Here is a 25,458-nt window from a genome sequence, read left to right as displayed (position 1 = left end):
TCGTGTCGCGGACACGCCGGACCCGCCATGGTGGCCCGGTGCATCGAACGACGACCACCGCAACCCTCCTGGTCACCGTCGCCGTGTCGGCCCTCTCCGGCTGTACGACGGTCCCCCGGCCGCCGGCGCCCGGACCGTCGGCCGCGCCATCCCCACCACCGGCGGCGGAACCGAGCGGGCGGGCCGCACCGCAGATCGTGCAGGCGCCGGCCCGGGAAGCCCTGGAACTCGTCGGGCCGTCCCCGCGCCGGACCCCCTCCGCCCCCGGGCCGCACTCCCCCACGGCACCCGCGACCGCCTCCGCGCCCACCGCGCCGACCGCCGCGCCCCGGACCGGGCCCCGGCCCGAACGGCAGCGGCCTGCGCACCCGCGACACCCGCAGCAACGGGAACCCCGCGCCGCGAAGCCGCCCCGGACGAACGTCCCGGCCGTCCCGGACCTCCCGCGGTCCGGACGCCCGGACGTCGGCAAGCACACCCCGCAGGGTCCGGCGCACGTCTGCGCCCTCGGCCGCACGTACGGCGGCTGGCAGCCGGGCAGCCCCGAGTCGAGGATCTGCGACGACACGTACGGCCGCTGAACCGGGAGGGCCCCCGCCCCGGCCGCCCGCGCGCCGCCCGCGCTCAGGGCCGGTGCTGCGGCGGCGGCCCCCACGGTCCGCCGCCCGGAGGGTCGCTCTGCGGGCCGGCGTCGGCCAGGGTCAGCTCCAGCCGGCCGATCGCCGCCCGCACCCCGTCGCCGTAGCTGTCGTCGGCGAGGGCGTCGGCCGCACCGCGGGCGCGGCGCAGGTGGGTGCGGGCGGCGTCGTGGCGGCCGAGCTTGACGTAGTCGGCGGCCAGGTTGAGGTGGAGGGAGGGGTAGAGGGCCCGCACGGCGAGCGTGCCGTGGTGGGCGGCGAGGCGGTCGTCGCTCAGCTCCTCCGCGGCCGTCAGGGCGCGCAGGTCCCAGGCCAGCTCGTCCGAGGGGTCGTCCTGGGTGTCGGCCAGGTAGTGCGCCAGCGTGCAGCGGTGCAGCGGATCCCCGTCCTCCCCGATCTCCGCCCAGAGCTGGAGGAATCTCAGCCGCGCCTCTTCCCGGTCCCCCGCGTGATGCAGCATCACGACCTGTCCGATCCGGCCCATCACCGCGTCCGGCACCGCCTGCTCCTGCCGCTCCATCACCACACCCCTCCGCCCGCTCACCGTCGATCCCGTCCCTCCCGACGCTAACCGCCCCCACCGACAATCCGGACCAGGCGGCTCCGGTACGGCGGGACGGACCGCACGCGCGTCGTCGCGACGGCCGGACACCCGCGGGCTCCGCCCCCACGACGACGCAAGGCCGGCCCGCCGCGACGCCGAAGGGCTGGCCCACCGCGACGCCGAAGGGCCGGCCCGTCCCCGACCGCGAAGGACCGCCCACCCGCAACGCCGAAGGGCCGGCCCGTCCCCGACCGCGAAGGACCGCCCACCCGCAACGCCGAAGGGCCGGCCCGTCCGCGAGCGCGGAGCGGAGCCGGCCCCTCGGGCGGGCCCTGTCAGGCGCCCAGGTTCGGGATGCGCCAGTCGATCGGCTCGTGGCCCTGGCGGGCGACGGCCTCGTTGATCTGGGTGAAGGGGCGCGAGCCGAAGAACTTCTTCGCGGACAGCGGGGAGGGGTGGGCGCCCTTGACCACCACGTGCCGGGTCTCGTCGATCAGGGGCAGCTTCTTCTGGGCGTAGTTCCCCCACAGCACGAAGACCGCCGGGTCCGGGCGCTCGGCCACCGCGCGGATCACCGCGTCCGTGAACTTCTCCCAGCCCTTGCCCTTGTGCGAGTTGGCCTCGCCCGCGCGGACCGTGAGGACCGCGTTCAGCAGCAGCACGCCCTGCCGGGCCCACGGCATGAGGTAGCCGTTGTCCGGGACGGGCAGGCCCAGCTCCTCCTGCATCTCCTTGTAGATGTTCCGCAGCGACGGCGGGGTCTTCACGCCGGGGCGGACGGAGAAGCACAGACCGTGTCCCTGGCCCTCGCCGTGGTACGGGTCCTGGCCGAGGATGAGCACCTTCACCCGCTCGAACGGCGTGGCGTCGAGCGCGGCGAAGACCTCCTCCCGCGGCGGGTAGACGGGACCCTTCGCCCGCTCCTCCTCGACGAACTCCGTCAGCTCCTTGAAATAGGGCTTCTGGAGTTCGTCGCCCAGGACCCCGCGCCAGGACTCGGGCAGCATGGCGATGTCGGTCACGTCAACTTCCTTACGGTCTGCGGTCGCTTGCCGGTCTGTAGGTCTCAGAACCTACAGGCGACCACTGACAACGCCCCGCGCGGGAGCCGTCACCAGCTGGTCTTCCGGTCCAGCTCCCACATCAGCATGATCGTCGACGGGTCGAGCGCCCGCTCGCCGCCGGAGATCTCCTCGCTGGCCGCGATGTACTGCTTGCCCTGCCACAGCGGCAGCAGCCGCGCGTCGTCGACGAGGATCTGCTGGGCCGCCTCGAACTCCCGCTCCACCTGCCCGCGGTCGGTCTCCCGGCGGGAGCGGGGCAGCAGGTCACCGGTGATCTCGGGCGCCGGGTAGGGCGTACCGAGGGCGTTCTCCTTCCCGACGAACGGCGCGATGTAGTTGTCGGCGTCGGGGAAGTCGGGGAACCAGCCGCGCCCGAACACCGGGTACTCGCCCTTCTGGTAGCCCTCGACGTACGTCTTCCAGGGCCGGCTCTTCAGGGTGATCTCGAACAGGCCGGACGCCTCCAGCTGGCGCTTCAGCTCCTGGAAGAGCACCGCGGTCTCGGAGCCGTAGCGGTCGGTGGTGTACCAGAACGTGAGCGGGACCGGCTCGGTGATGCCCGCCTCGGTGAGGATCGCGCGGGCCTTGTCGGCGTCGGGGTCGCCGTAGTCGTCGAAGTAGCCGGTGGAGTGGCCGGTGATGCCGTTGGGGACCATGGAGTACAGCGGCTCCACGGTGTTCTTGTAGATCTTGTGGGCGATGGTCGCCCGGTCCACGATCTGCGCGACGGCCCTGCGCACGGCGGTCTTGCCGGCCCACCGGTCGCCGGGGTTGAACACCAGGTAGCTGATGTCGATGCCGGCGCCCTCGACCAGCTGCAGCGGCTCGTCGGGGTCCTTGCTCTGCAGGTCGACGATGTCGTCGGCGGCGAGACCGCGGTAGGTCAGGTCGATCTCCTGCGCCTTGAGGGCCTTCACCATGGCGCTCGAGTCCTGGAAGTACCGGATGGTCACCGCGTCGTTGCGGCGCTCGGCGTACCCCTCGTAGTGATCGTTGGTGACGAGCTCCGCGTGGTCGTTCTCCTGGTACGACTGGAGCTTGTACGGCCCGGAGCCGACGATGTCGTCGCCCTCGCGCAGCGCGTCGGCCGGGTAGCTGCCCGGCGGGACGATGGACATCGCCGGGGTGGCGAGGACGAACGGGAAGGTGGCGTCGGAGGTCCTCAGGTGGAAGACGACCTCGCGCTCGCCGCGCGCCTGCACCCGGTTCAGGCTGCCCAGCAGCCCCGCGGGCCCGGACGGCGCCTTGATGTTGAGGATCCGGTCGATCGAGTGCTTGACGGCCTTGGCGTCGAGCGCGCTGCCGTCGGAGAACTTCAGCCCCTCGCGCAGCTCGCACCGGTAGACCCGGTTCGCGGTGTCGGTGAACTCGCAGCTCTCGGCGGCGTCGGGCTGGGGCGTGGTCGAGCCGTTGGGGTAGCTGAGCAGCGTCTGGTAGACGTTCCGGAACAGCTCCCAGGAGCCGTCCCAGGACGCGGCGGGATCCAGGGTGGTGGGCGCGCTGGTGGTCCCCACGACGATCGGGCTCTCGTCGGCCTCCCCGCTGTCGGAGAACAGGCCGCAGCCGGTCACCAGGGATATGGAAGCGATCGCCGCCACTTGCCGCAGGCATCGGTTCCGGTTGAACACGCGCACGCTCCTCGATCTGCCATACCAAATGTCGGCAGACACTACCGCAGCAACACGCCGTGTGGACCGTCCGTGCGAAAGGTAGTCGATCACCTTTTGCATGACGACGTTGTCAGGGCCAGGACCGTGCCGATACGGCGACACGGGCGCCGTTTCGTCAACATCGATCGCGTCACGCGCGGGGCACGAAACCGTATCGACGCGGAAGGCGGCGCCCGTGCGTCAGGCCCCCGGACGCCGGGCCGCCGCGGGGGTCGGCCCACCGCGGCGGTCGGACAGCCGGACAGCCGGACGGATCAGGCGACACCCGAGTTCAGGAAGACGCCGCCGTCCACGACCAGGGTCTGGCCGGTGATCCAGTCCGCCTGCTCGGAGGTGAGGAACGCGGCGGCGCCGCCGATGTCGGACGGCACGCCGAGCCGCTTCAGCGGGTAGACCGCGGCCGCCTCCTCCTCGCGGCCCTCGTACAGGGCCTGGGCGAACTTGGTCTTGACCACGGCCGGGGCGATCGCGTTGACCCGGACGCCGGGCGCGAACTCGTGCGCCAGCTGCACCGTCAGGTTGATCATCGCGGCCTTGCTGATGCCGTAGGCGCCGATGAAGGGCGAGGGCGCGAGGCCCGCGACGGAGGCGATGTTGACGATCGCGCCGCCGTTGTCCTTCTGCCAGGCGTGCCAGGTGCGCTGGGCGAAGCCGAGCGCCGAGACCACGTTGGTCTCGAAGACCTTGCGGGCGACATCGAGGTCGAGGTCGGCGATCGGGCCGAACACCGGGTTGGTCCCGGCGTTGTTGACCAGGTAGTCGACCCGGCCGAAGGCCTCCATGGTGCGCTCGACGGCGCGCGCCTGGTGGGCCTCGTCGTGGGCCTTGCCGGCCACGCCGATCACCCGGTCGGCGCCGAGCTTCTCGACGGCCTCCTTCAGGGCGTCCTCGCCCCGTCCGGTGATGCAGACCCGGTCGCCGCGGGCGACCAGCGCTTCCGCGATGCCGTAGCCGATGCCCCGGCTGGCGCCCGTGATGAGCGCGACCTTGCCCGAGAGTTCAGTCATGGTTCGTGTTCCCTAGTCGAGCGGTCCGCCGGCGACGTACAGCACCTGGCCGGAGACGAAGCCGGCCGCCTCGCCGGTGAAGAAGGCGACGGCGTTGGCGATGTCGTCCGGCTCACCGACGCGCTGCACGGGGATCATCGAGGCGGCGGCGGCCTTGAAGTCCTCGAAGCCCATGCCGACCCGCTCGGCGGTGGCGGCGGTCATGTCGGTGGCGATGAAGCCGGGGGCGACGGCGTTGGCGGTGATGCCGAACTTGCCCAGCTCCTTGGCGAGGGTCTTGGTGAAGCCCTGGAGACCGGCCTTGGCGGCGGAGTAGTTGGCCTGGCCGCGGTTGCCGAGCGCGGAGGACGAGGAGAGGTTGACGATCCGTCCGAAGCCGGCGTCGACCATGTGCTTCTGGACGGCCCGGGTCATCAGGAACGAGCCCTTGAGGTGCACGTTCATGACGGTGTCCCAGTCGGAGACGCTCATCTTGAACAGCAGGTTGTCGCGGAGCACACCGGCGTTGTTGACGAGGATCGTCGGCGCGCCCAGCTCGTCGGCGATCCGCGCGACGGCCGCCTCGACCTGCGCCTCGTCCGAGACGTCACAGCCGACCGCGATCGCCTTGCCGCCCGCCGCGGTGATCTTCTCCACGGTGTCCTTGCAGGCGGCCTCGTCGAGGTCGATCACGGCGACCGCGCGGCCCTCGGCGGCCAGTCGTACGGCGGTGGCGGCGCCGATGCCGCGCGCGGCGCCGGTGACGACCGCGACCCGCTGCTCAGTGGTGGACATTGCTGCTTCTCCTCGCCCTAGGGATGCGGCTCCCGCGGTACGCCCATCCAGTGAGCGACCGCTTAGTACCTTCAGCAGACGTGACGCTAGAAGCCCTGGCACGCGGTGTCAACGCCCCACGGGCGCGTGTGATCCATCACCCGGCGGTCCAACCCGGGGACATCCGTTCGGCCTACTGCCGCGCGCCCGCCGGCAGCACGGCACCTAGCGTCGGAGGCCGAGCCATCCGTGCCCGGAAAGGAGGCGCTCCATGCGCCGTCACACCGGCGCCGCCGGCATAGTCCTCGCGATCGCCGCGACCATGCCGCTGGCAGGCCCCGCCCACGCCCAGGACGACCTCGACTGCCGTCACTTCGCCTATCAGGAGGACGCGCAGAGCGTCTACGACTCCGACCCCCGCGACCCGCACGGTCTGGACGAGGACCAGGGCGCCGACGACGGCGTCGCCTGCGAGGTGCTGCCGCGCCGCGGCGGTGGCCTCACCTCCTCCACCTTCGCGCCCCGGCGGACCGCGACCCCCGCCGTCACGGCGACCACCCTCGCCCCGGTTCCCGTGACCACGCCGGCCGCCCCGGTGGCCACCGCCACGCAGACGCCGCGCGGCGTGCGGGGCGGGCTGGGCGGTGCGTCGCAGACCGGTCCGGGCACCTGGGACCTGGCCGTCGGCGCGGCCTTCGTCGCGGGCGCCGCGCTCACCACCGCCTACGTGGTCCGGCGCCGCAGGAACTGACGGAGCCGGGGCCTTCAGCGGCCGCCCGCCCCTCCGCAGGCGCCCTCGGCGAGGCCCCGCGGGCCCCTCACCGCACCAGCAGCTCCAGCAACCGCTCCGTCTCCGCGGCCGGATCCGTGGTGAGCCCCGTGTGCACCGGTCCGGGCTGGACGATCGTCGAACGGGGGGCGATCAGCCAGCGGAAGCGGCGCCCCGCGTCGTCGCCCGCGGCCTGGCCCGCCGCCTCGCCGCCGCCGCACACGCTCTCGACGGCGCGCAGCGCGGCCCGCACCCCGGCCACGTCGGCCCGCGGGTCGAGGGCCAGCAGCCGCGCCTCGTCGAGGTGGGTGCGGGCGCCGACGTAGCCCTTGGCGCGGCAGTAGACGAGCACGCCCGCGTTGATGCACTCGCCGCGCTCGACGCGCGGGACGACCCGCAGCAGCGCGTACTCGAAGACGTCCCGGTCGTCGCGCCGGCCGGCCCGGATGATGTGGCGCTCGGTCACGTGGTTCCCTCGATTCCGGTGACGCGGTCGTGGACGACGGCGGCGCGCTCGAGCAGCGGCCTCGCGTACGCCATTCTCAGGTCGTCCGGCGAGCCGAAGCCGGGCTCGTCCGCCAGCCAGGCGTCCGGGATCTGGGCCGTGACCTCGGCGAGCAGTTCCTCGGTGACGCGCGGCGCGAGGTCCGCGGCGGCGGCCCGGACGTCCGGCGCGAAGGTCCGCAGGGCGTGGTCGGAGGCGTCGTACGGGCGGGCGGCGGAGGTCTGCGCGGACGGCCAGTTGTGGTGCCAGATCATGGTGGCGCCGTGGTCGATGAGCCACAGCTCGCCCCGCCACATCAGCAGGTTGGGGTTGCGCCAGGAGCGGTCGACGTTGTTCACCAGCGCGTCGAACCAGACGATCCGCCCGGCTTCCTCGGGGCCGACCGGGAAGGCGAGCGGGTCGAAGCCGAGCGCGCCGGAGAGGAAGTCCATGCCGAGGTTGGTGCCGCCGCTGGACTTCAGCAGCTCCTGCACCTGCTGGTCGGGCTCGCCGAGCCCGAGGTCGGGATCGAGGTCGACGGTCACCAGCCGGGGGGTGCGCAGGCCGAGGCGGCGGGCGAGTTCCCCGCAGACCACTTCCGCGACCAGGGTCTTGCGTCCCTGCCCCGCTCCGGTGAACTTGAGGACGTACGTCCCGAAGTCGTCGGCCTCGACGAGTCCCGGCAGCGAGCCGCCCTCACGCAGCGGCGTGATGTAACGGGTCGCGATGACTTCCTTGAGCATCGCCCCAGGTTACTGGGGCGTCGGGCGGCACCCGACCGGGGCGGTTCGCTGCGGACCGGGGCGGGCGGCGCCCCTATCGGGTGAAGAACCGCGCGGCGGCTGAACCGGAGCCGCGCGGCGGCCGTACTGCTGGACATCACACGGCACACCACAGCACGAGCACACCCCAGCACGAACAGACCGACGGCATGAACAGACCGACGGCATGAACAGACCGACGGTACGCGCAGTCAGCGGAAGGAAACCTCAGGATGGCCACGGAATCGCTTCACCCCGGGTCGGGCCCGGCCCGTCGTACCGTCATGGCGGCGGCCGGAGCGGCGGGTCTCACCGCCGCGCTGGCCGCGTGCGGGTCGGGCGACGGCGACGGGAACGGGGACGGGGACGGCGGGGAGGCCTCGTCCGGCACCGTGCTCGGCGCGACCTCCGAGATCCCCGAGGGCGGCGGCAAGGTGTTCGCCGACGCGGGCGTGGTGGTCACCCAGCCGACGGCGGGCGACTTCAAGGCCTTCTCCTCGAAGTGCACCCATCAGGGGTGCGCGGTGAAGGACATCCGGGACGGACTGATCATCTGCCCCTGTCACGACAGCCACTTCTCGGCCACCGACGGCAGCGTCAAGAAGGGTCCGGCGACCAAGCCCCTGCCGCCGGCCGGGATCACCGTGGAGGGCGAGGAGATCAAGCTGACGTGACCCCGGGCGCCGCGGGCGCCGCCGCCTCCGTGCCGACCCGCTCCCCCGCCGCCCGCAGCGCCCGTACCGCCGCCCGGATCGACGGCCGGCGGTCGGCGTCGGCGCGCCAGACGACGTAGACATGGCGCCGCACCCGCTGCCTCAGCGGCAGGGCGACGACCCCGGGCGGCAGCGGGTGGCGGCCCAGCAGCGGCACCACGCACACCCCGAGCCCGGCGGCGACCAGTCCCAGCTGGGTGTGCGTCTCGGCGGCGCGATGGCCGAGGATCGGCTCGATGCCCTTGGAGCGCAGGGTGAACATCAGCCACTCGTGGCAGAACTCCCCCTCGCCCCAGGTGATCCACTCGTCCTCGGCGAACTCCGCGAGGTCCACCTCGTCCCGCCCGGCGAGCCGATGGCCGACCGGCATGGCCACGTCGGCGGGATCGTCCAGGATCGACGCCTTGACCAGGCCGTCGGGCAGCGGCATCGGCTTGTTGTACCAGTCGAGGACGACCGCGAGGTCGAGGTCGCCGCGGACCACCCCGCGGATGCCGCGCTCGGGTTCCAGTTCGCACGAGCGCAGCCGCAGCGCCGGGTGCTCGGCGCGCAGCGCGGCGAGGGCGGTGGGGAACAGGCCGCGCGCGGCGGTCGGGAACGCCGACAGCCGCAGTTCGCCGGCCACCTGGCCGCGCTGGGCCTCCAGGTCGGACTGGGCGATGGCCACCTGGGACAGGATCCGCGCGGCGTGCTCGGCGAGCAGCCGGCCCGCGTCGGTGAGCCGGACGCCGCGGCCGTGCCGGACGAGCAGCCGCTGCCCCACCTCCCGCTCCAGTTTGGCCAGTTGCTGGGAGACGGCCGAGGTCGTGATGTGCAGTCCCTCGGCGGCGCCGCTCACCGATCCGTGGCGGGCGAGCGCGTCCAGGGTGCGCAGTCGGTCCAGGTTCAGCATCCCGCGATCGTACGACCCGACGCTTAAGCAGCGCTACGAGATATCGCGTGCGAATTCTCGATTGTGCTACGAGATCCACACCGGCAAGGTGGGCTGCATGACCACCGCCGCCTCCGCCACCCGCACCCCGTCCGCCGCCCTCCCCCGCCCTCGCCGCACCGTCGACTGGCGGGTCCGCTTCGCCGTGCTGTCACTGATCTGGGGCTTCAGCTTCCTGCTCATCAAGGTGGGCACCGAGAGCTACGCGCCGTTCCAGGTCACGCTCGGGCGGCTGGTGTTCGGTACGGCGGTGCTGGCGGCGGCGATGGCCGTGAGGCGGGAGCGGCTGCCGCGGGGCGCCCGCACCTGGGCCCACCTCACGGTGGCCGCCTTCCTGCTGAACGCGCTGCCGTTCTCGCTCTTCGCCTACGCCGAGCTGACCATCCCGTCCACGCTCGCCGGCATCTGCAACGCCACCTCACCGCTGTGGGGCATGGCCCTCTCGCTGGTCGCGCTCTCCGAGGACCGCCCGTCCCGGGTGCGGGTCGCCGGGCTCGGTCTCGGCTTCCTGGGCGTCCTCACCGTGCTCGGCGCCTGGCAGGGTTTCGCCGGTCTCGACGCCGGCGGCACGGCGATGGCCCTGCTGGCCTCGCTCAGCTATCCGGTCGGCTGGATCTACGTCCGCCGTACGCTCGCCGGTTCCTCCCACTCGCACCTGTCGCTGACCGGCGCCCAGCTGCTGCTCGCGACCGTCCAACTGGCCGTCGTCACGCCGCTGTTCACCACACTGCCGGCCACGTTCCCCGTCGTTCCGCTGCTGGCCGTCGCCGCGCTGGGCGCCCTCGGCACCGGCTTCGCCGTCCTGCTCCAGTACGGGCTGGTCGCCGAGGTCGGTCCGACCACCGCCCAGATGGTCACCTACTTCATCCCCGTCATCGCCACGGCGGCCGGTGTGCTACTGCTCGGTGAGTCGCTGACGTGGTCGACGCCGGTGGGCGCGGTGATCGTGCTGGCGGGCGCGGCGCTGACCCAGGTGCGGCGCGGGGAGCGGTCGTAGTCGTGGCGGTGGCGGCGGTCCCGGAACCGGTCGCTGCCACTGCCGCTGCCACTGCCGATGCCGATGCCGCGCCGGTGGTGGCGGTGGCGCCGCGCGGGCTCACGCGTAGCCGCGTACGGCTCCCGGCGCCACCGCCACCGCCGCCGCGACGGCCTCGGCCAGCGCGCCCGTCTCGGTCTCGGTGAGCCCGGAGACGGTGATCCGGATGCCGGGCGGCGCGCCGATCCGGAAGCGGGCGCCGGGGGCGACCGCCCAGCCCGCGTGCAGGAGGCGGGCGACGGCACCGGTCTCGTCGGGGACCGGGATCCACACGTTCATGCCGCTGCGCCCGTGCGCGGCGATGCCGCGGTCCGCGAGGGCGTCGACGAGGGCGTCCCGGCGCCGCCCGTACGCCGCCGCCACCGCGCGCGCGTCCACCGCGCCGTCGGTCCACAGCCGCACCACCGCCCGCTGGGTGATCCGGCTGACCCAGCCGGGCCCGAGCCGCTGCCGGCCGCGCACCCGGTCGACGGTGACCGGGTCCCCGGTGAGCACGGCGAGCCGCAGGTCGGGGCCGTAGGCCTTGGCGACCGAGCGCACCATGGCCCAGTGGCGGGTGGTGCCGGCCAGGGGGTGCAGGGGGAGGTCGACGATCCGGTACCCGTGGTCGTCCTCGATCAGCAGGGTCTCCGGGTGCTGCCGGAGCACGGACCGCAGGGCACGCGCGCGGGTGGCGGACACCGCGGCACCCGTGGGGTTCTGGGCCCGGTCGGTCACGATCAGGGCGCGGGCGCCCGCGGCGAGGGCGGCGCGGACGCCGTCGGGCAGCGGCCCGTCGTCGTCCACCCCGACGGGGAGCGTGCGCAGCCCGAGCGCCGGGACGAGGTCGAGCAGGCTGCCCCAGCCGGGGTCCTCGACGGCGACCGTGTCGCCCGGCTTCAGATGGGCGGCGAGGACGCGCTCGATGGCGTCGAGGGAGCCGGAGGTGACCGCGACGGGGCCGCCCGGCACGCCGTCGGCGTCGAGGTCGGCGCGGGCGATCCGCTCCAGCTCCGGCTCCACCGCCGCCTCGCCGTAGAGCACCGGCTGCCGGTCGCTGTGCGCGGCCGCCGCCGCGAACGCCGCCGCCAGCGAGGGCAGCAGCGCCGGGTCGGGGTTGCCGGCGGCCACGTCGCGCACGCCTTCCGGCACCTCCACCCGGATGTACTCCCGTCCGGTCGTGGCCGGCGTGGCCCGCACCCGGCTGCCGCGACGGCCGTCGGTCTCGATGACCCCGCGTTCGCGCAGGATGCGGTACGCGGCCGCGACGGTGTTCGGGTTCACGCCGAGGTGCTGCGCCAACTCCCGCATGGGCGGCAGCAGTTGACCAGGCTCCAGGTCACCGCTCGCCACCGCCTCCTCGACGCTCGCGGAGATCTCCGCTGCACGCCGCCCCCTGATCGGATATTCTCCTAGCACAAAGCAGATTATGCACTAGTGCCAATGGAGAGCGCCAATGCAGGGGACCCAGCAGACGCCGTCACCGCCCGCCGCCTACACCCCCACCGACCGCACCGTCCCCACGCGCTCCGCCGACCGCGCCTCGTACGACAGGGAGTTGGTGCACGCGATACTCGACGAGGGCTACGTCTGCCACCTCGGCTTCGTCCGCGACGGGGCCCCGGTGGTGCTCCCGACGCTCTACGGCCGCGTCGGCGAGCGGCTCTACGTGCACGGCTCCACCGGTTCGCGCCCGCTGCGCATGACCGGCAAGGCCGAGCCGGGCCTCCCCGTCTGCCTCACGGTCACCCATGTCGACGCGCTCATCCTGGCCCGGTCGGCGTTCCACCACTCGATCAACTACCGCTCGGTGGTGGTGCACGGCATCGCCCACGACGTGACCGACCCGGAGGAGAAGCGCGAGGCCCTGGACGCCCTCGTGAACCACGTGGTGCCGGGCCGGGCGGCCGACTCCCGCCCCGCCAACAGGAAGGAACTCGCCGCCACCGCCGTCATCCGCCTCGACCTCGACGAGGTCTCCGCCAAGCTGCGCACCGGCGGAGTGAACGACGAGCCCGAGGACCTCACCCTCCCGCACTGGGCGGGCGTCGTCCCCCTCCGCAAGGGCTACGACACCCCGGTCGCCGACCCCGCCCTGCCCCCGGGCACGCCATTGCCGGAGTACCTCGCGGCGCTGTGACGCGGCTGGAGGGGGCGGTGGGCACCGAGCGGATTTGATCTCCCGACTGGGTTCGGATCAACGCCGGGTGGGAGGCGGTCCGGCAGGGACGACTCACCGGCCTGGGGCGCGCTCGGCGGGCAGTACGGAAGCCGCAGGGTGGACGGTACGGCAGCCGCAGGGTGGACAGTACGGCAGCCGCAGGGTGGACAGTACGGCAGCCGCAGGGTGGACAGTACGGCAGCCGCAGGCGGACGCACGGACGGTCAGGCGCGAGCCGAAGCCCCGCACGGACGATCAGGTGCCGGTCGAAAGCCCCGCACGCACGGCCAGGCGCGAGCCGAAGCCCCGCACGCACGGCCAGGCGCGAGCCGGAGCCCCGTACGGACGAGCAGGTGCCGGTCGGAGCCCCGCGCGGACGATCAGGTGCCGGTCGGAGCCCCGCGCGAACGCCCCGGCGTCAGACAGTTCTCCGCGCGGACGGCTCCCGCTCCGCCTCCGGCCCGCCGCTCGCCACCGGCTGCGGACCGCTCTTCGCGGGCGTCGAGGACTGCGCGATGAACGCGCCCGCCAGCACCATCGCGCCGCCGGCCAGCTGCGGGGCGGACAGGTGCTCACCGAGCAGGACCCAGGCGAGCACGGTCGCGACGACCGCCTCGAGGCAGGCCACGACACCCGCGACCGGCGGTGACAGCCGCCGGACGGCCACCACACCGGTGACGTAGGCGACGACCGTGGCGACGAGCACGATCCAGCCGAGCAGCACCCAGGCCGCGACCGGGGTACCGTCCATGCGCGCGGTGCCGCTCAGCACCGACCAGTCCATGCCCCAGGGCCGCGCCACGACGGTCAGCACGGCGGCGCCGACGAGCAGGCCGTAGGCGATGACGCCGAGCGGGTCGGGCGCGCCCTCTCCGGAGTCGCTGCCCTGGTCGGACAGGACGAAGTAGCCGACCTGGCAGCAGGCGGCACCGAGCGCGAGCAGCAGGCCGAGCGCGTCGAAGCCGAGCCCCGCCCACACCTCCACGACACAGGCCAGCCCGCCGACCGCGAGCACCACCCCGAGCGCGGCGGCCCGGGTCACCGGCCGCCGCTGCACGAACCGCACCCAGCCGAGGACGAGAGCCGGCGCCAGGTACTCCACGAGCAGTGCGACCCCGACCGGGATGCGGGAGATCGCGGCGAAGTAGCAGGCCTGGACGCCTGCCACGGCGAGCAGTCCGAATCCGGCGAGCAGCGCGGGCCTGCGGCGCAGCAGCGCCCGGTGCCGTACGGCGAGCGGCAGCATCACCAGGGCGCCGCCGGCCACGCGGAGCCACACCACGTGCAGCGGATCGAGTCCGGCCTCGATCAGCGGCTTGGCCGCGACTCCGGACCCGCCGAACGCGACGGCCGAGACGAGCGCGAGACCGAGCCCGAGGCCCTTCTCATGGCTGCCGTGACTGCTCTCAGACGTATGCACCGGCACATGATGGCAGGCGATGACATGAGCGTCACCCTTGATGACACCTGTCTCAACCGCTGGACGCGGGCGCGCCGTCAGGCCCACCCACCGGTCGGTCATCCATCGCCCGGTGGGCGACCTGCCGGTCATCCATCGGCCGGTCACCCACCGGCCGGTCGTCGAGCCGCGCCCGCAGCCCCACCACGTCCACCCCGGCCCGCCCCAGCACCTCGACCGCCCGCGCCCCGGGATCGGCGACGATCCCCGCGAGGAGATCGGTCCCGCACGGCCGGCCGTCACCGCGCCCCACGGCCCGCCCGCAGGCGTGCGCCAGCGCCGCCACGGCGACCGGCGACCAGCCGGCCGGGCCGGGGACCGCGGGCGCGGCGCCGGAGTCCTCGACACTGCCCTGCCAGCGCAGGCCGTAGCCGATGCTGCGCTGCACCAGATAGCCGAGCAGCCGGGCGAGCTGCGGTCCGCCGTCGAGGAGGGCACGCACCTCGGGGTCGTACTCCAGCAGCGAGTGGAGCAGATGCGCGGTGTCGGTCTGCCGGTCCCCGTCCCGCACGGCCCGGCGGCGGGCAGCGGTGAGCACCGAGGCCAGCTCGGCGCCGAGCCCGGCATCGTCGTCCACGTGGTGGGTGCCCTGGTCGTGGCCGGGCTGCCGGAGATTACGGGGTCGCACATCCCCCACCCCATCAGTCGCCGGAGATCGAGGCATCCTCGGCGGGATGCATTTGTGCGTCCCACACAGAGCGGACATCACCGGCCGGCATCTCCTCCCTACGGATGAGATCACGCCGTATCTGTTCCAGGGGCGCGCGCCGCCTTGCCGTGCGCCGGGAGGTCAGTCCTCGTCGGCGAGGATCAGATACAGCTTCTTGCGGGCGTCGTTGACGACCCCCAGCGCCTTCTCGCGCTGCTCGGGCGTGCCGGTCTTCCAGACCTGGGAGAAGGCCTCCATCAGACCGATCCCGGCCTGGCGGACGTCGTTCAGCGCCTCCCAGTCGACCCCGCGCGAGGCCTCTTCCCAGGGGGCGTCGGGGCCCTCCTCGGCCGCCGCGCGGCCCGCCTCGGTGAGCGAGAACAGCTTCTTGCCGCCCTCGGTCTCACTGGAGATCAGACCCTCGTCCTCCAGCAGCTGGAGGGTGGGGTAGACCGAGCCGGGGCTCGGCTTCCACGCGCCGCCGCTGCGCTCGGCGATCTCCTGGATCATCTCGTAGCCGTGCATCGGCCGGTCCTTCAGCAGCGCCAGGATCGAGGCCCGTACGTCACCTCGCCGCGCCCTGCCGCGCGGTCCCCCGCGCCCTCGCGGACCCCAGGGGCCCGCACCGAAACCCGGCCCGCCGAAACCGGGGCCACCCGGCCCGAAGGGACCGAAGGCGGCGCGCCGCCCCTCGGGCCCGCCACCGAATCCACCGAAACCTCCGAAACCACCCCGGCCGTGACGGCCGGGACCACCGTGTCCACGCTCGAATCCGTGGCTACGCATGGCGATCACTCCATTCAGTCATCGATCTTTCATGATCACTCTCTGATCTGTCGCGTATCGTTCGCGATGCTTCAACGATATATCGGAAGACCGCGTACGACAAGCCCCCTCCCGAGGCGGCGCGGCAAGCCGTCCGCCGAAGCGGTCCCGCGCAAATCGGTCCAGCATTCCCGGATTGGCCTTGGTCCGCGGCTCCGCCGACCCCCTAGCGTCACACCATGCGGATTCGAATCGTCGACGCCTTCACCGACCGCCCCTTCGCCGGCAACCCGGCCGGAGTGCTGCTCCTCGACGCCTTCCCGGACGACGCCTGGCTGCAGAACGTGGCCATGGAGGTCAACCACGCGGAGACGGCCTTCGCGCACCGCCTGCCCGAGGGCGGGGAGGCCGACTGGGCACTGCGCTGGTTCACCCCGGTCGCCGAGGTCGCCCTGTGCGGTCACGCCACCCTGGCCACCGCCCATGTGCTCGCCACCACCGGCGCCCACGAAGGTCCCGTGCGCTTCGCCACCCGCAGCGGCGTCCTGATCGCCACCCCCCGCGAGGACGGCTCGATCACCCTGGACTTCCCGACCGCCCCGCTCAGCCCCGCCGAGATCCCGGACGGGGTCGCCGAAGCCCTGGGCGCCGAGCCGCGCGCCGCCCTCGACACCGGGCCGCACGTGGGCGACCTGCTGCTCGAACTCGCCGACGAGAAGACGGTGCTCGCCCTGGAGCCCGACCACAAGGCGCTCGCCGCGTACTCCCGCCGCGGCGTCATCGCGACCGCCCGCGCCGAGGATCCGTCCCGCGGGTACGACTTCGTCTCCCGCTGCTTCTTCCCCGGCCTCGGCATCGACGAGGACCCGGTGACCGGCAGCGCCCACACCGCGCTGGCCCCGTTCTGGTCCGAGCGCCTCGGCCGCCCCGCCCTCACCGGCCTGCAGGCCTCGCCGCGCTCCGGCCGGGTCCACGTCGAACTGCGCGGCGACCGCACCCTGCTCGGCGGCCACGCGGTCACCGTGATCGAGGGCGACCTGCACGCCTGAGCGACACCGAGCGGCACCGGCCGCCGTGGCTCAGACGGCCGGCGGCCGCAGCTCAGACGGCCGACCGCCTGAGCGGCGGTCGGCAACCGTCGTCAGCGGTTGGCAGCCGTCGCTCAGGCGATCCGCCGGCCGCCGCTCAGGCGGTCGGCAGCCAGTCCACCTTGCCCGCCAGCAGCGCGTAGCCCACGAACGCCCCGATGTCGAGCAGCGAGTGCGCCACCACCAGGGGACCCACCCGCCCCCAGCGCCGGTACAGGCAGACGAAGACGACGCCCATCACCAGGTTCCCGATGAACCCGCCAATGCCCTGATAGAGGTGGTAGGAGCCGCGCAGCAGCGCGCTGCCCATCAGCGCGCTGCCGGGCGACCATCCCAACTGGGTCAGCCGGCGCAGCAGGTAGCCGACGACGATGACCTCTTCCAGTACGGCGTTCTGCACCGCCGAGAGGATCAGCACCGGGTACTTCCACCACACGTCCGGCAGTGCCTCGGGCACCACGGTCAGATTGAAACCGAGGCCCCGCGCGGCGAGGTAGAAGGCGATGCCCGTACTGCCGATCACGGCGGCGATCGCCGCGCCGCGCCCGAGATCGGGCCAGGGCCGGGTGCGGTCGAAGCCGAGGGTGCGCAGGCTCTGCCCCTCGTGCAGCAGGAAGTGCGCGACGAGGGCGACGGGCACCAGCGCCGTCGTGATGCCGAACAGCTGCCAGGCCAGGTCGAGCCACGGGCGGCCGGGCGCGGCCGAGGCGTTGAGGGTGGCGGCCTGGTCCTTGAGGCCGCCCGGCCGCGTCACCGAGCCGATGAAGCTGATCAGCGCGGAGACTCCGCTGGCACCCAGTGACAGGGCCAGCACCAGTACCGTCTCGTCCCGCAGCACCCGCCGCCGCGGCCGCTCCGCCGACGAGGCCCCCGCCACCGCACCCGCCTCGCCCTGCACCCTGCCTCCCGATGCCTCACGGCCCGCCCTCTGGCCGTGGCGGATCCGAGACAGAGCTTACGAACCAGGCGCCCTCCGGTTCACCGGCCCCCTCGTGCGGCACCGCCGCCCGTGGGCACCGGCTCCGGCAGCCCCACCGGCCACAGGTGCACCGGGTCGCCCGCCCGCATGAGTTCGGCGTACCGCCGGGTCGTCGCAGCCAGCGCGGCCGGCCGCGACAGCCCCGCCTCCAGCGCCTGGTGGAACGTGGCGACCTGCCAGGACGCCCCGTTGACCCGCCGGCGGCACCGCTCCTCGATCACCCCGAGGTACAGATCCCGGTCCGCCGGTTCGACGCCCCACGCGTCCAGCCCCGCCTCGGCCAGCGGGAGCAGTTCGTCGCGGACGATGCTCACCGCGTCGACCTCGGCCAGCCCGCCGTTGCGTCCGCGCGGCCACGCGAACCGCGCGTCGATGCCGTACCGGCAGGCCGCGTCGAAGTTGGCGGCGGCCGTCTCGAACGGCAGCCGGGTCCACAGCGGCTTGGCCTCCTCGGCCAGGGCCCGGACCAGGCCGTAGTAGAAGGCCGCGTTCGCCACGACGTCGGTCACGGTCGGCCCGGCCGGCAGCACCCGGTTCTCCACCCGCAGATGCGGCATGCCGTCGGCGACGTCGTACACCGGCCGGTTCCAGCGGTAGACCGTGCCGTTGTGCAGGACCAGCTCGGACAGGGCAGGTACGCCGCCCGCGTCCAGGACGTCCAGCGGCTCCTCGTCGTCGCAGATCGGCAGCAGCGCCGGGAAGTAGCGCAGGTTCTCCTCGAACAGGTCGTACGCCGAGGAGATCCACCGCTCCCCGAACCAGGTCCGCGGCCGCACCCCCTGCGCCTGCAGCTCGGGCGGGCGGGTGTCGGTGGACTGCTGGAACAGCGGCGGCCGGGACTCGCGCCAGAGCTCCCGGCCGAACAGGAAGGGCGAGTTGGCGCCTACGGCTATCTGCGCGGCCGACGCCGCCTGCGCGGCGTTCCACACGTCGGCGAACCGGTCCGGCGTGACCTGCAGATGCAGCTGCACCGAGGTGCAGGCGGCCTCCGGCGTGATGGACCGCGCGGTGCAGACCAGGTGCTCCACACCCTCGATGTCGAGCGTGAAGTCCTCTCCGCGCGCGGCCACGATCTGATCGTTCAGCAGCGTGTAGCGGTCGACGTCGGAGAGGTTCGAGGAGACCAGATCGTCGCGCTCCAGGGTCGGCAGAATGCCGATCATCACGATTCCCGCGTCGACCTCGCCGGCTTTCCGGTGCGCATACGCCAGCGAGGTGCGCAGTTCCTCGGCCAGCCGGTCGAATACCCGCCCACCCAGCCGGTGGGGAGTGACGTTGACCTCCAGATTGAACATGGCCAGTTCCGTTTGGAAATCCCGGCTGGCGATCCTTTCGAGTACTTGACCGTTCAGCATTCTCGGCATGCCGTCGGCGCCCGCGAGATTCAGCTCGATCTCCAGGCCCATCAGATTCTTGGGCCGGTCGAACCTCTTCTCCTCCAAGAGCCGCTCCAGGCCCCTGAGGCACTTGTGGAGCTTGTCGCGATACCGCTGCCGATCGGACAGGTCGAACGCGCCTGCCACGACCTTCTCCCCCATCGAAGCGTCCCTCCTTCGGTGGGCGGGCCGGGCGCTCCGGCCGCCGGTGTCCGGGTCAGGGGGGATGATGCCCCGCCAAAGCGATCCATAACGTGCCCGGCCGACGCCCCGGAGGGTTACTCTGGTCCCATCGGTCGGCGTTGATCGACGGCACATTCCGCGGGCATGACGCAGCGGGCAATTCCCGTCGCGTGTTCCCTCGTGAAAAACGCCGACGACAAACAGCCGACCGCGCCCCGGGCTGCTACCGAGGTCAGCACCGCGCAGTCGGCTCGGAATCGGGATGATTCCCCGCGTTCCGGCGGGGCCTCACCGGCTGAATGACTTCTTGCCAAGGTGCCCCGGAACAGCTAGACGAAACACCGAGTGAACATCTGTCGTATAAACTCCGCGAACAAGGCAGAGAAGGTTGGCGCCCGGTCGCCGGAGCCTGTCGTCGGCACTCCACGGCAGCCCTCACCCACACACCTGTGAGCAGACCCTGGCCCCCGCCTCTCTGACCTCGTGAGCTGACAGCGCCGTCCGCCCCCACCCCCTCGCTGCACCGTGCCTGTCGAATGAGAGGCGACCCACCATGCCGCTGCATGTCCCCCCGGCTCCCGCGCCCGCACTTCGCTCCGTCCTCACGGCACTCGGTTCCCCCACCGCGGTCCGCGAGGCGCGAACCCCCTCGCTGCTCAGCGCCCAGGGTCCCGTCACCCCCGAGTTGCCGCTGCCGGTACACGTACTGGACAGCGTCAGCGCCAAGGGCGTCCCCGCCACCCGGCTGGCCGGCTGGCGCTTCCTGATCCGCTCCGGCGAGCGCGCCGTGGCCGCGGCGGAGACCATGCTGACGCCCGACGGCTGGGCGTTCTCGCACTTCTTCGAAGGGCCGTACATCCGGTCCACAGAGCAGGCACTGCACCAGGCCGAGACCACGCTGACCCAGGCGTACCAGCCGCGGCTGCTGTCCGTGCCGCGCCTCTACATGCTCACGCTGTGGCTGCACGGGGACTGCGCCACGGACGGCACCACCGGCGTGCCCGCGGCCACCGATCTGCTGGTCCCGCTGGCACCGGCCCCGCCCGGGATCGCCGCGCACCGCCCGCACCGGGTCGCCGACCTGCTTCCGGTGCTGACCCTCCGCACCACGCCGCCGCCCTTGCTGGGCTCGCCCGCCTGACGGACCCATCACGGCCGTCGCCCGCACCCCGCCACGCGACCGTGTGGCGGGGTGCGCGCGTGCGCCGCCACCGCGTACCAGGGCATGGGCGTTCGCCACACCCCCCGCCCGAACTAGCCCCGAACCAGCCCCCGACTAGCCCCTTCCGGCCACCGAGAACCATCCAAAAGGACAGTGGGGTCGGGCTGAACCGTCCGGGCGGGTGACGCGTCATGAACCTGTGAGAAGCGGTGCTGCGAAATCCCTGCGGATCGACGCCCGTAGGGCAACACTGGGTTCGACCGACACATCGCATACGGGGGCGGCCATGAACACGACAGAGCGAAAGATCCCTTCCATGTGCCAGCACCAGCCACCGTGCCCGACAGCCGACTCCGCCGACCGGGAATCCGCCCGTCTCGTGGCGCACCACCCGGAGCAGGGATGGAGCCTGCTGTGCAACGGCGTCGTGCTCTTCGAGGACACCGGTGAGCTGCTGCCGGACGGCCAGATCATCGCCCCGCACCGGCCTGCGGACACCAGCCGGGTGATGACGGCCGCCTGAGCGCCACCGCACCGAAGGGGCCGGCCCACGGACCGGCCCCGACGCATGCCGGCACCGGTCAGGTCCCCGCCTCGTAGGCGAACCAGTCGAACGCCGCCCGCCCCTCGGTGACGTACATGCCGATCACCCGCCCGGTGAACCCGCCGGCCACCTCGGTGGACAGATACCGCCCGTCCAGCTCCGCCAGCCGCACGACCTGACCGGGACTCCGGTGCGGCTCCCCGTCGGGCCCACCGCCCGAACCCTGGCGCGGCCCCTCGTCGGGTCCCCCGGCCGGGCCGCCCTCCCGAGGGCGCCCACCTGGCGTATCGCCCGGTCCGCCGTCCGCCCCCACGCCCGGTCCCCCGCCCTGCCCCGCACTCGATACACCGCCCGTATCCCCGTCAGGCGCCTCACCCGCACTGCCGCCCACAGGCCCGACCGGCGCGTCGACCAGCCCACCCCCCGGCACCTCCACCGAGAAGACGAGCGTGTCGGGCCCGCCCGCCCGTACGCCGGGGGTCATCGGGTCGTCGCCGGGCCGCACGGCCGTCGGCGGGCGGACGTCGTTCGTCCGGATGTCCACGGCGAGGACGACCGGGCCCGGCGGCACCGGATGCTCGGCGAGGCACTGACGCACCGGCCCGATCCGGGCGATCACGCGGGCCGCTCCCCCGGCGACCTCGATGGCGTAGTGGTGGGCCTCGTCCATCCGGACCGCGAGCCCGGCCCGCCCGGCCCCCGGGTCCAGCCGTACGGCGGCCCGGCAGTCGTGATGCTGCTGCCGCCGGCCGACGAAGGTGTGGCCGGGGCGGTCCAGGCTGTCCCCGGTCGCGGTCAGGGTCAGCCAGCCGGGCCGCTCGGTCAGCGACCAGGAGCCCTCGGGGCGGCCGTGCGGGGAGATCCAGTGCGGGGCGAGGGCCGTGCCCTCGAAGTCGTCCCGTGCCGGGTCGGCCGTCCCCGCCGCCCCCGCAGGCCGCCAGGCCGCGGGCGTCGGCTGCCGCTCGCGCACGGGTCCGACCCGGGGCCAGCCGTCGGCCCACTCGACCGGGACGAGGAACGTCTCGCGGCCCAGGACGTGGTACTCCGGGAAGAAGCCGCGCGGCCGGGTGCCGAGGAGCACCATCCACCAGCTGCCGTCGGCCGCCTGGACCAGATCGGCGTGCCCGGTGCACTGGACGGGCTCGCGGCTGCCGCTGTGGGTCAGGACCGGGTTGTGCGGCGCGGGCTCGTACGGGCCCAGGGGGCTGCGGGCGCGGGCGACGGACACGGAGTGGCCGCGTGCCGTGCCGCCCTCGGCGACCAGCAGATACCACCACTCCCCGATCCGGTACAGATGCGGCCCCTCCGGGTCGCGCTTGCCGGAGCCGGACCACACCGGCACCGGCTCCTGCAGCACCTTCCCCGTGGCCGGGTCGATCCGGGCGACACCGACGCCCGCCAGGGCGACCCAGCAGGTGCCGTCGTCGTCCCAGGCCAGATCGGGGTCGATGCCGGGCAGGTCGATCCACACCGGGTCGGACCAGGGGCCCTCGGGCCGCTCGCTGGTGACGAGGAAGTTGCCGCCACCGCCGACGTTGGTGGTGATGACGTGGAACCGCCCGTCGTGGTGGCGGATCGTCGGGGCGTAGATCCCGCCCGACGCCGGCACGTCGGGCGGCAGCGGCAGTTGCCCCGGCCGGTCCAGGACGTTGCCGATCCGGCGCCAGTGCACCAGGTCCCGGCTGTGGAAGACGGGTATGCCGGGGAAGTACTCGAAGCTGGAACAGACCAGGTAGTAGTCCTCGCCGACCCGGCACACGCTGGGGTCGGGGTGGAAACCGGCGAGCACCGGGTTCTCGTATGTCCGCATGCGTCACAGCCCTTCGTGAGTCATCCCGAGCCTGCGACACCGTCGACTCCGGTAAACCCGCGTCAAGAAACCCCTTTCCGCCCGTCAGCGTCCCGTCAAGCCGCCCCCCTCGGCCGGTGCGGCTCCCTAGCGTCGAACACATGAAGCCCCCCGACGGCACGCGGCCCGACCTGCCCCGGTTACCGGAGCGGCACCCGGGCCCCACGGCGTACGACCGCCAGTGGACACGGCAGCTGCACGGCGCGCTGGGCTCCGCCGCCGTACTGCTCGCAGGCCTGATCCTGGTCGACTGGGCCGCCGCCACCCTCAGCCCCTGGCGCGGCGCCCTCTGGCTGACCCTGGCCGTGCTGCTCTTCCTGGTGCTGTGCCCGCCGCGTGTCGCGGCCGGCACCGGCTGGCTGGAGACGCGGTTCCTGCTGCGCACCCACCGGGTGCGCACCGATCTGCTGGTCTCCGTGCGGTGCTGCGACGGCATCGCCCAGCGCCTGGTCCTGCGCGACGCGCTCGGCGCCCGCGTCGAACTCGACCCCCGGGTCCTCGTCGCCAACCCCGACCTGTGGCGCCGGCTCGACGAGGACGCCCACCGCGCGCGGAGCGCGGGCGCGCTGCTGTGCGGCCGTACCGCGCTCGACCGCCTCGGCCGCCGGATCGACTGCGAGACCGCGCTCGCCGTGTTCCGGGTGTCGGGTCTGGACGATCCCTGAAACGGGCCGCCCTATCGTGACGTGCATGCACTCCTACACGATCGGTCAAGCCGCGCGGCTGCTCGGCGTCAGCCCCGACACCGCCCGCCGCTGGGCGGACGCGGGCCGGGTGGCGACCCACCGCGACGCGTCCGGACGCCGGCTCATCGACGGCCGGGACCTCGCCGCGTTCTCGGTCGTCGAACTCGCCCAAGCCGGCCACGCCGAGGAGGACACCCCCTACACCTCGGCCCGCAACGCCTTCCCCGGCATCGTGACCGCGATCAAGCTCGGTGACGTCGCCGCCCAGGTCGAGATCCAGGCGGGCCCGCACCGCCTGGTCTCCCTGCTCACCCGGGAGGCCGTCGAGGAGCTGGGCCTGGAGGTCGGTATGGAGGCCACCGCCCGGGTGAAGTCGACGAATGTCCATATCGACCGCAGCTGACAGCCCACACGCCCCGTACGAACGCACATGCGCGCCCAGACCCGAGTGCACGCTTGCTCATGCGATGCTCCAGCAGACGTCACCCTCGCAACTGCGGCAATATGATCGGCGTCAGCCCGCAGTCGCCGGAGGAGTGGACCATGACGACCCGTACCGCCCGCCGGGCCTTGCGCATCGCCGCCGCCGGCGCGGGCGCCATGGCACTGCTCACGCTGAGCGCCTGCTCCGCGTCCTCCTCGCCGCCCTCGTCCTCGTCCTCCGGTGACACGGCCGCCCGTACCTCGGCGTCCCCCAAGCTCTCCGGCACGGTCACCGTCTTCGCCGCCGCCTCCCTCAAGGAGAGCTTCGAGAAGCTGGGCGAGGAGTTCGAGCGGCGGCACCCCGGCACCGAGGTCACCTTCAACTTCGGCGGCAGCGACAGCCTCGCCGCGGGCATCACCAACGGCGCCCCCGCCGACGTCTTCGCCGCCGCGAGCCCGAAGACCATGTCCCTGGTGACGGACCAGGACGGCACGGCCGGCAAGCCGGTCACCTTCGTGCGCAACCAGCTGGAGATCGCCACCCTGCCGGGCAACCCCGACGGGATCGCCTCGCTCAAGGACCTCACCGAGTCCGGCGTGAAGGTCGTCCTGTGCGACAAGGAGGTGCCCTGCGGGGCAGCCGCACAGAAGGCCCTCGACGCCGCCGGGGTCGACCTGGAGCCCGTCTCCTACGAGCAGGACGTCAAGGGCGCCCTGACCAAGGTGGAGCTGAAGGAGGCCGACGCGGCGCTCGTGTACCGGACGGATGTCCGGGCCGCCGGTGACAAGGTGGACGGCGTGGACTTCCCCGAGTCGGCCGACGCCGTCAACGACTACCCGATCGCCCTGCTCAAGGACGCGCCGAACAGCACGGCCGCCAAGGCCTTCATCGAACTGGTCCGGTCCGCCGAGGGCCGCGAGGTGCTGACCGGGGCCGGGTTCCTCACGCCATGAGCCCCGAGAGCCGGGCGGGCGGACCGCCTCGTACGCGCACCGGGGGCGCCCGTCTGGTGCCCCTGCCGCTGCTGCTGCCCGCCCTCGTGGGCCTCGCGTTCCTGCTGGTCCCGCTGCTCGCCCTGCTCGTGCGCACGCCCTGGAGCAGCCTGCCCGACCAGCTGACCAGCCCCGGAGTGTGGGAGGCGCTGCGGCTGTCCCTCATCTGCGCCACGGCCGCGACCGCGCTCAGCCTGGTCCTCGGGGTGCCCCTGGCGTGGCTGCTGGCCCGCACCGAGTTCCCCGGCCGCGGCCTGGTCCGGGCCCTGGTGACCCTGCCGCTCGTGCTGCCGCCCGTGGTGGGCGGTGTCGCCCTGCTGCTCGCGCTCGGCCGCAACGGCGTCGTGGGCCGGTGGCTGGACGCGTGGTTCGGCATCACCCTGCCGTTCACCACGGCGGGCGTCGTCCTCGCGGAGACCTTCGTCGCCATGCCCTTCCTGGTCATCAGCGTCGAGGGCACCCTGCGCGCCGCCGACCGGCGCTACGAGGAGGCCGCCACGACGCTCGGCGCCTCCCGGTTCACCGCCTTCCGCCGGGTCACCCTGCCGCTGATCGCCCCCGGCGTCGCGGCGGGCGCCGTCCTCGCCTGGGCCCGCGCCCTCGGCGAGTTCGGCGCGACGATCACCTTCGCGGGCAACTTCCCCGGCCGCACCCAGACCATGCCGCTCGCCGTCTACCTGGCCCTCCAGAACGACCCCGCCGCCGCCATCGCCCTCAGCCTGGTCCTCCTCGCCGTCTCCATCGCGGTCCTGGCGGGCCTGCGGGACCGCTGGATGAGAACCGCATGACCCA

27 protein-coding genes are annotated in these 25,458 nt (G+C 73.2%); 12 read left to right on the top strand and 15 right to left on the bottom strand.

Going from position 1 to position 25,458, the window contains the following annotated elements:
* Positions 1-38 precede the first annotated feature (38 nt).
* Positions 39-581, top strand: a complete 543-nt coding sequence (locus AB0K92_RS26985; RefSeq protein ID WP_365926964.1) for a hypothetical protein — start codon at positions 39-41, stop codon at positions 579-581.
* A gap of 43 nt (positions 582-624) precedes the next feature.
* Here the strand turns inward: AB0K92_RS26985 and AB0K92_RS26980 are convergent, their stop codons facing one another.
* The 5 genes from AB0K92_RS26980 to fabG all read right to left on the bottom strand — a co-directional run bounded on the left by AB0K92_RS26980 (position 625) and on the right by fabG (position 5,697).
* Entirely contained in the window at positions 625-1,161 is a 537-nt protein-coding gene (locus tag AB0K92_RS26980; protein ID WP_365926996.1) for a hypothetical protein, read from the bottom strand.
* A gap of 356 nt (positions 1,162-1,517) precedes the next feature.
* Positions 1,518-2,204: a uracil-DNA glycosylase gene (gene ung / locus AB0K92_RS26975; protein ID WP_165996458.1), complete on the bottom strand. Its 687-nt coding sequence runs from the start codon at positions 2,202-2,204 to the stop codon at positions 1,518-1,520.
* An 89-nt stretch (positions 2,205-2,293) separates the two neighbouring features.
* The gene (locus tag AB0K92_RS26970) at positions 2,294-3,874 is read right to left on the bottom strand and encodes an ABC transporter substrate-binding protein (RefSeq protein ID WP_365926962.1); all 1,581 of its coding nucleotides are present in this window, start codon (positions 3,872-3,874) and stop codon (positions 2,294-2,296) included.
* Positions 3,875-4,170: 296 nt separating this feature from the next.
* Positions 4,171-4,923: an SDR family oxidoreductase gene (locus AB0K92_RS26965; RefSeq protein ID WP_365926960.1), complete on the bottom strand. Its 753-nt coding sequence runs from the start codon at positions 4,921-4,923 to the stop codon at positions 4,171-4,173.
* 12 nt (positions 4,924-4,935) lie between these two features.
* Positions 4,936-5,697, bottom strand: a complete 762-nt coding sequence (gene fabG / locus AB0K92_RS26960; protein ID WP_165996462.1) for a 3-oxoacyl-ACP reductase FabG — start codon at positions 5,695-5,697, stop codon at positions 4,936-4,938.
* Positions 5,698-5,947: 250 nt separating this feature from the next.
* On the opposite strand from fabG, the gene AB0K92_RS26955 reads away from it, so the two are divergent.
* Positions 5,948-6,427 carry an excalibur calcium-binding protein gene (locus AB0K92_RS26955; RefSeq protein WP_365926958.1) on the top strand — a complete coding sequence of 160 codons (480 nt, stop codon included), beginning with the start codon at positions 5,948-5,950 and terminating at the stop codon, positions 6,425-6,427.
* 67 nt (positions 6,428-6,494) lie between these two features.
* Here the strand turns inward: AB0K92_RS26955 and AB0K92_RS26950 are convergent, their stop codons facing one another.
* Complete coding sequence (locus AB0K92_RS26950) at positions 6,495-6,911, bottom strand: DUF3037 domain-containing protein (protein WP_365926956.1); 417 nt, start codon at positions 6,909-6,911, stop codon at positions 6,495-6,497.
* On the bottom strand, positions 6,908-7,672 hold the full coding sequence (locus tag AB0K92_RS26945; RefSeq protein ID WP_365926954.1) for a HipA family kinase: 765 nt from the start codon (positions 7,670-7,672) through the stop codon (positions 6,908-6,910). Before AB0K92_RS26945 ends, AB0K92_RS26950 begins: the two co-directional genes overlap by 4 nt.
* 251 nt (positions 7,673-7,923) lie before the next feature.
* On the opposite strand from AB0K92_RS26945, the gene AB0K92_RS26940 reads away from it, so the two are divergent.
* Positions 7,924-8,364 carry a Rieske (2Fe-2S) protein gene (locus tag AB0K92_RS26940; RefSeq protein ID WP_365926952.1) on the top strand — a complete coding sequence of 147 codons (441 nt, stop codon included), beginning with the start codon at positions 7,924-7,926 and terminating at the stop codon, positions 8,362-8,364.
* Here AB0K92_RS26940 and AB0K92_RS26935 read toward each other — a convergent pair.
* Positions 8,351-9,295, bottom strand: coding sequence for a LysR family transcriptional regulator (locus AB0K92_RS26935; RefSeq protein ID WP_365926950.1), 945 nt, complete (start codon positions 9,293-9,295; stop codon positions 8,351-8,353). The two genes, AB0K92_RS26940 and AB0K92_RS26935, sit on opposite strands and share 14 nt — an antisense overlap.
* A gap of 97 nt (positions 9,296-9,392) precedes the next feature.
* On the opposite strand from AB0K92_RS26935, the gene AB0K92_RS26930 reads away from it, so the two are divergent.
* Positions 9,393-10,331 (top strand): DMT family transporter, encoded by a 939-nt coding sequence (locus AB0K92_RS26930; RefSeq protein ID WP_365926948.1) that lies wholly within the window; start codon positions 9,393-9,395, stop codon positions 10,329-10,331.
* Positions 10,332-10,430: 99 nt separating this feature from the next.
* On the opposite strand, the gene AB0K92_RS26925 is transcribed toward AB0K92_RS26930, so the two are convergent.
* Positions 10,431-11,768, bottom strand: a complete 1,338-nt coding sequence (locus tag AB0K92_RS26925; protein WP_365926946.1) for an aminotransferase class I/II-fold pyridoxal phosphate-dependent enzyme — start codon at positions 11,766-11,768, stop codon at positions 10,431-10,433.
* A 37-nt stretch (positions 11,769-11,805) separates the two neighbouring features.
* Between AB0K92_RS26925 and AB0K92_RS26920 the strand changes: the two genes are divergently transcribed.
* Positions 11,806-12,489, top strand: coding sequence for a pyridoxamine 5'-phosphate oxidase family protein (locus AB0K92_RS26920; protein WP_365926944.1), 684 nt, complete (start codon positions 11,806-11,808; stop codon positions 12,487-12,489).
* A gap of 439 nt (positions 12,490-12,928) precedes the next feature.
* Here the strand turns inward: AB0K92_RS26920 and AB0K92_RS26915 are convergent, their stop codons facing one another.
* The 3 genes from AB0K92_RS26915 to AB0K92_RS26905 all read right to left on the bottom strand — a co-directional run bounded on the left by AB0K92_RS26915 (position 12,929) and on the right by AB0K92_RS26905 (position 15,404).
* Positions 12,929-13,936 (bottom strand): EamA family transporter, encoded by a 1,008-nt coding sequence (locus tag AB0K92_RS26915; RefSeq protein ID WP_365926942.1) that lies wholly within the window; start codon positions 13,934-13,936, stop codon positions 12,929-12,931.
* Positions 13,937-13,982: 46 nt separating this feature from the next.
* Positions 13,983-14,597 carry a Clp protease N-terminal domain-containing protein gene (locus AB0K92_RS26910; RefSeq protein WP_365926940.1) on the bottom strand — a complete coding sequence of 205 codons (615 nt, stop codon included), beginning with the start codon at positions 14,595-14,597 and terminating at the stop codon, positions 13,983-13,985.
* A 162-nt stretch (positions 14,598-14,759) separates the two neighbouring features.
* On the bottom strand, positions 14,760-15,404 hold the full coding sequence (locus tag AB0K92_RS26905) for a PadR family transcriptional regulator (RefSeq protein ID WP_365926938.1): 645 nt from the start codon (positions 15,402-15,404) through the stop codon (positions 14,760-14,762).
* Between the two features lie 218 nt (positions 15,405-15,622).
* On the opposite strand from AB0K92_RS26905, the gene AB0K92_RS26900 reads away from it, so the two are divergent.
* A complete protein-coding gene (locus AB0K92_RS26900; RefSeq protein ID WP_365926936.1) occupies positions 15,623-16,432 on the top strand; it encodes a PhzF family phenazine biosynthesis protein in 810 nt (269 codons plus the stop codon).
* Positions 16,433-16,568: 136 nt separating this feature from the next.
* Here AB0K92_RS26900 and AB0K92_RS26895 read toward each other — a convergent pair whose 3' ends face one another.
* Both AB0K92_RS26895 and AB0K92_RS26890 read right to left on the bottom strand, forming a co-directional pair.
* Positions 16,569-17,348 carry a type II CAAX endopeptidase family protein gene (locus AB0K92_RS26895; RefSeq protein WP_365926994.1) on the bottom strand — a complete coding sequence of 260 codons (780 nt, stop codon included), beginning with the start codon at positions 17,346-17,348 and terminating at the stop codon, positions 16,569-16,571.
* A 101-nt stretch (positions 17,349-17,449) separates the two neighbouring features.
* Positions 17,450-18,988 (bottom strand): glutamate--cysteine ligase, encoded by a 1,539-nt coding sequence (locus AB0K92_RS26890; RefSeq protein ID WP_365926934.1) that lies wholly within the window; start codon positions 18,986-18,988, stop codon positions 17,450-17,452.
* Positions 18,989-19,562: 574 nt separating this feature from the next.
* On the opposite strand from AB0K92_RS26890, the gene AB0K92_RS26885 reads away from it, so the two are divergent.
* Together AB0K92_RS26885 and AB0K92_RS26880 are read left to right on the top strand one after the other, a co-directional pair.
* Positions 19,563-20,150, top strand: a complete 588-nt coding sequence (locus AB0K92_RS26885; protein ID WP_165996487.1) for a hypothetical protein — start codon at positions 19,563-19,565, stop codon at positions 20,148-20,150.
* Between the two features lie 337 nt (positions 20,151-20,487).
* Positions 20,488-20,694: a DUF5999 family protein gene (locus tag AB0K92_RS26880; RefSeq protein ID WP_365926932.1), complete on the top strand. Its 207-nt coding sequence runs from the start codon at positions 20,488-20,490 to the stop codon at positions 20,692-20,694.
* 58 nt (positions 20,695-20,752) lie between these two features.
* Here AB0K92_RS26880 and AB0K92_RS26875 read toward each other — a convergent pair whose 3' ends face one another.
* Positions 20,753-22,525: a glycoside hydrolase family 43 protein gene (locus AB0K92_RS26875; protein WP_365926930.1), complete on the bottom strand. Its 1,773-nt coding sequence runs from the start codon at positions 22,523-22,525 to the stop codon at positions 20,753-20,755.
* A gap of 140 nt (positions 22,526-22,665) precedes the next feature.
* Between AB0K92_RS26875 and AB0K92_RS26870 the strand changes: the two genes are divergently transcribed.
* From AB0K92_RS26870 to modB, 4 genes are all read left to right on the top strand, one after another.
* Positions 22,666-23,229 (top strand): hypothetical protein, encoded by a 564-nt coding sequence (locus tag AB0K92_RS26870; RefSeq protein WP_365926928.1) that lies wholly within the window; start codon positions 22,666-22,668, stop codon positions 23,227-23,229.
* 25 nt (positions 23,230-23,254) lie between these two features.
* On the top strand, positions 23,255-23,653 hold the full coding sequence (locus tag AB0K92_RS26865; protein WP_365926926.1) for a helix-turn-helix transcriptional regulator: 399 nt from the start codon (positions 23,255-23,257) through the stop codon (positions 23,651-23,653).
* Between the two features lie 140 nt (positions 23,654-23,793).
* On the top strand, positions 23,794-24,627 hold the full coding sequence (gene modA / locus AB0K92_RS26860; protein ID WP_365926924.1) for a molybdate ABC transporter substrate-binding protein: 834 nt from the start codon (positions 23,794-23,796) through the stop codon (positions 24,625-24,627).
* Positions 24,624-25,454, top strand: coding sequence for a molybdate ABC transporter permease subunit (gene modB, locus AB0K92_RS26855; protein ID WP_365926922.1), 831 nt, complete (start codon positions 24,624-24,626; stop codon positions 25,452-25,454). Before modA ends, modB begins: the two co-directional genes overlap by 4 nt.
* Positions 25,455-25,458 lie beyond the last annotated feature (4 nt).

The sequence above is a fragment of the Streptomyces sp. NPDC052687 genome (assembly GCF_040678395.1).
Lineage (GTDB): Bacteria > Actinomycetota > Actinomycetes > Streptomycetales > Streptomycetaceae > Streptomyces.
The sequence above is the reverse complement of the archived record's forward strand: the minus strand, read 5'-3'. Positions and strand labels throughout refer to the sequence as shown.